We start from the raw sequence: 4430 nt of genomic DNA, 5'->3' as shown, positions 1-4430 counted from the left end.
CTGACGATGCCGTAGCTGCCCTTGTAGCCGAGCGGGACGACTTCCTCCCAGAGTTTCCAGGCGTTGGTGCAGCCCTCATTCCAGCGTTCGTCGAGGTAGGACTTGTACTCGTCCAGCGCGGAGGCTCGGTTGAACTGATACTGACCGGTGAAAAGGTCTTCCGGCCTGGCTGCATCGGCAAGGCTTTTGACGGTGCGGTGCGTCATGTGGAGTTGGCGGCCGATGGAACGGCGGCTGTGACCGGCTTCCAGCATCGCGTGGACCGTGGCGTGTCTGGACCGGACGCGATTGGCGAACCGGTCGCTCTTCCAGGGCGAAGCGGGGTTCACCACGGAGGGTGCGGGCTCGGCGGGTCCTTCCTCGACCGGTTCGGGGGCCAGGACACGCAAGCACTGGCGGTGGCGGGCAACAGCTCGCTCGGCGGCCTCGCTGAGGTTGTGCCACAGATGCCACCGGTCAGCGACCTGAACCGCCGCAGGCGCCCCGGCCGAAGCGCCTTCGGCGAAGAACGGAGCACGGTCCCGGCAGATCACCTCGATGCCCGGCCGCTTCGCCAGCCACTCGGCCAGGCTGGACGCCTCCCGGTCAGGCAGCAGGTCCACCGGCCGACGGGTCTCGCAGTCGACCAGCACGGTGCCGTAGACGCGGCCCTTGCGCGTGGCGTACTCATCGACGCCGACCACCCGCGGGGCCGGCACATCCGGCTCGGGCAGCACCTCGACCAGCCGCAGCACCGTACTGCGACTGACGGACACTCCGAAGACGCCCGCCATCCGGGCGCCGGCCCGGCCTGCGAGGGCGAGGCCGACCATGGCCAGGGTCGACCGCAGACGTTCGGTCCACCGGCTGTATCTCCTGGTCAGCCCCGGCATCTGCTCGACGAACGTCCGCCGCCCGCACGCAGCGTCCAGACAGAAGAACCTGCGAACGCGCAGGCACAGAACCACCCGCCGTCCCGCACTGGGCACATCGGAGGGAAACCGCAGGTAGGAGCTGTGTATTCGGCTTGAAGAGCACCCACAGCTCGGACACACCGCCTCAGCTGCCGTACGACGGGCCTCAATGCGTACCACTTCGTCACACACGCCCACCGACAGCACCGACACGTCCGCGACCGACGAGAACAACAGAGCTTCCAGCCGGAGCAATCCCTCTTCCACGAGGTCGAACTGTCGGCCACACCAGGATCGGCACTGATCATTTTCAGGCAACTTCTCAGAGGCCGCCGCGGACGTCAGCCGTTACTCAACGTATGCGCTTCACGGAAAGTGAGCCAGAGTCCGTCTAGCGACAGCACTTGTGCACGGGTTCCGGAGGCAGTTGGTGATCAACCCGGCCACAAATGTTGACGAGAAACGATGTCGTTGCCGGTGTCGCTGCTTGCGTTGCGTGAACTATTCGCTGTGACGTGACGAGGAACGTCCGTAGGGTTCGCGCATGGCAGACAAGAGTGAGCGGGCCGTTCAAGCGGCCATTGACGCGGAGATGCGGCTTCTCGACCCTGACGTGCGTGCTTCGCCGGCCCTGGTCTCGGAGCTCCTGGACCCGGAGTTCCTCGAGTTCGGAGCGTCGGGGCGGCGCTGGGACGCGACGTCAATTCTCTCGGTGACGAGTGACGGTTCGGTGACCCCCGAAGCTCCGGTCGAGGTCAGCGATATGTCGGGGGCCGTACTCGCTCCCGGCATCGTTCATCTGACGTACTTCGCTGACCACAGCGGGCGCCGAGCATGGCGGAGCTCCGTGTGGCGTCTGACGGAACTGGGCTGGCGCATGTACTTCCACCAGGGCACTTTGACGAGCTGAGCGGTCGGTGGCCGCCGCCTGCAAGGCGGCGGCCACCGAGGCCGGGGCGGTTAATGTCAGCTGGCCTTGACGGGTTCTTCCGCGCGCGCCCGGGTGCTGGCGAGGCGGTAGGAGTCGGTGCCGGTCTCGATGATGGTGCCGTTGAAGGTCAGGCGGTCGACGATGGCGGCGCAGAGGCGGGGGTCCGTGAACGTCTTGGTCCAGCCGCCGAAGGACTCGTTGGAGGCGATGGCGACGCTGTTCTTCTCCTCGCGCTCGGTCAGGACCTGGAAGAGGAGCTCGGCACCATGGCGGTCCAGTTCCATGTAGCCCAGCTCATCAATGCAGAGAAGGTCGACGCGGCCGTAGCGGGCGATGGTCTTGTTCAGCTGCTTCTCGTCGGCGGCTTCGACCAGCTCGTTCACCAGCTTCGTGGCGAGTGTGTAGCGGACGCGGTAGCCCTTCATGGCGGCCTCGGTGCCCAGGGCGATGAGCATGTGGGACTTGCCGGTGCCGGAGTCGCCGATCAGGCAGAGTGGCTGGCTCTTCTTGATCCACTCGCAGCTGGCGAGAGTGTGGATGGTCGCCGCGTCGATGTTCGGGTTGGCGTCGAAGTCGAAGGTCCGCAGGGACTTCTCTCGCGGGAAGCCGGCCGCCTTGATCCGCCGCTCCGAGCGGCGGCGGGCCCGGTCGTCGCACTCGGCCATCAGCAGCTCGGCGAGGAAGCCCCGGTAGCTCATCTGGTCCTTCAGCGCCCGTTCGGCAATGTCGGAGAACTCGTTGCGGATCGAGGGCAGCCGCAGCAGGCGGCAGGCGCTGTCGATGGCGGCGTCGGCGGCCTGCTCGGTCAAGCCTCGCTGGCGGGGCAGGGTCACTGTGCTTCTCCCTCACGGTGGTCACCGCCGCTGGTGCGGCGGCTTCGGAGCAACTGGTCATAGGGGGTCACCGAGGGCAGCGGCCTGGTGTCTGGCGGCAGATGTGCGAGCCGCCATTCGTGCAGGGACGTCACCGTCGCCGACGGCTTGCCGGAAATCAGCCGGTCCACCGAGAGGGTGGGTTCGGCCTCGGCCTGGGCGGCCTTGCGGGCCTCCAGAGCGACCGCGTCAGCGGTCATGGCCCCAGCTCGCAGAGCTGCGGCCAGGCCGGCGACGACATGTTCGTGGGGCAGGTGGCGTCCCAGCAGGAGGACCTCGATCAGGGCTTTGGTGCCGTCTCGCTCGCCATGGATCTTGCGGGCCTGGTCCCACCAGGCGTCGTGGACTGGGGTGAACCTGCCTGCCGAGCGGGCCTGTTCGAGGGCGGTGGAGCCGGGGAATGCGCCGGGCTTGCGGACCAGGACTTCCAGGTAGTGGTCCAGGTCCAGACGGACGGCGCCCTTCGCGATCAGCCGCTCGTGCCGGGCCACTTCCACGTTCTGGTCGTAGACCACCAGATGAGAGGCGTGTAGCACGACCCGCACGCGTTTGCCGATCAGCCGGATTGGGACCGAGTAGCGGTTGGTGCGGACCGAGATCTGGCCGTAGCGGTCGACCCGCGGCGTGAACACCCGGCCCGTCTCGAACGGTTCCTCGGGCAACGGCATCAGCAGTGGCTGTTCGAGTGCGAAGTACTCCGCGACGGTCTTGGCCCTGGACCCGATGCGGCGTGCGTCGTCCTGCCGGTCCCACTGTTCGACCATCTCGTTCAGCTCAGCGAGCGAGGAGACCTCGGGGACGGGAACGAAGTGATTGCGGCGGAAGTAGCCGATCATCCCTTCGACTCCGCCCTTCTCGTGGGCGCCTTCGATGCCGGGCCGGCAGTAGAAGCTCTCGATGCCGAAGTGCGAGCGGAAGGCGATCCACCGGTCAGCCTCCGTTCTCGCCCGGCTCTGCCCCAGCACCCTGGCGACGGCGGCTTTCAGATTGTCGTAACGGACCTTGGTCCTCGGCACTCCGCCCAGGGTCCGCAGTGCGTGGACGTGGCCTTCGAAGAAGGCTTCCTGGCCGCAGGAGGCGAACACGCGGTGGACGGCCTTGCCCGAGTACGACAGCCGGAAGGAGAACAGGTAGCAGGTCACCAGCTCGCCGGCCAGCCGTACGGTCACGTCACCGAAGTCGACCTCCGCCTCATGGCCGGGCAGGTGGGTCTGCGGAACGAACGCTTCGAGCGGCGCTTTGCCGGACTCGACCAGGATCTCGGGCTTCCGGCTGGCAACGTAGTAGCGCACCACCCCGTAGGAGACGTCTGCCCCGTGCTCCTCGACCAGCCGGTGGAAGATCCGGGTGACCGTGTGCCGCTGCTTACGCGGCGCGTCCAGATCCGCCCGCAGGATCTCGTCGATCACCGCCTTGTACGGGTCCAGCGTGGTGGCACGGGGCGGCAGCTTCTTACGAGGCTCTGGCCAGGACGAGTCCAACGCCTTGCGTACCGTCCGCCACGTCACGCCGTGCTTGCGCTCAAGCTCCCGCATCGACATGCCACCGCGATGGTCACGCCGGATCGCCGCATACAGCTCGACCTTCGACATCTGCGGCATGACCAGGACCTTTCACCAGGAGCATCCCGATGCTGCCCTGGCAAGAACCCCAGCGCCTCCCAAACTCATCAACATCACCCGACCGTGGTTCGGGGCGCCTCCCAAACCCATCGACAAGTGACGTCACTACTGC

The 4430-nt window shown here is 66.8% G+C and carries 4 protein-coding genes; 1 reads left to right on the top strand and 3 read right to left on the bottom strand.

Going from position 1 to position 4430, the window contains the following annotated elements; all coding sequences use genetic code 11:
- Positions 1-1100: ISL3 family transposase (locus EES42_RS44310; protein WP_241197012.1), on the bottom strand; the 1100-nt coding region annotated here is incomplete at its 3' end.
- 337 nt (positions 1101-1437) lie between these two features.
- On the opposite strand from EES42_RS44310, the gene EES42_RS44305 reads away from it, so the two are divergent.
- The gene (locus EES42_RS44305) at positions 1438-1803 is read left to right on the top strand and encodes a nuclear transport factor 2 family protein (protein WP_124723840.1); all 366 of its coding nucleotides are present in this window, start codon (positions 1438-1440) and stop codon (positions 1801-1803) included.
- A 56-nt stretch (positions 1804-1859) separates the two neighbouring features.
- Here the strand turns inward: EES42_RS44305 and istB are convergent, their stop codons facing one another.
- Together istB and istA are read right to left on the bottom strand one after the other, a co-directional pair.
- Complete coding sequence (gene istB / locus EES42_RS44300) at positions 1860-2657, bottom strand: IS21-like element helper ATPase IstB (RefSeq protein ID WP_124723839.1); 798 nt, start codon at positions 2655-2657, stop codon at positions 1860-1862.
- Complete coding sequence (istA, locus tag EES42_RS44295) at positions 2654-4288, bottom strand: IS21 family transposase (protein ID WP_164495620.1); 1635 nt, start codon at positions 4286-4288, stop codon at positions 2654-2656. The genes istB and istA overlap by 4 nt, the downstream gene beginning before the upstream one ends.
- Between the last annotated feature and the right edge of the window lie 142 nt (positions 4289-4430).

The sequence above is a fragment of the Streptomyces sp. ADI95-17 genome, assembly GCF_003846175.1.
GTDB lineage: Bacteria > Actinomycetota > Actinomycetes > Streptomycetales > Streptomycetaceae > Streptomyces > Streptomyces sanglieri.
Note: the sequence above shows the minus strand (reverse complement) of the source record. Positions and strands in the feature narration are given on the sequence as shown.

Bases quoted from the DNA above. Each gene is read 5' to 3' on its own strand.
- EES42_RS44305 (WP_124723840.1), top strand. From the start codon at position 1,438: ATGGCAGACAAGAGTGAGCGGGCCGTTCAAGCGGCCATTGACGCGGAG.
- istA (WP_164495620.1), bottom strand. From the start codon at position 4,288: ATGTCGAAGGTCGAGCTGTATGCGGCGATCCGGCGTGACCATCGCGGT.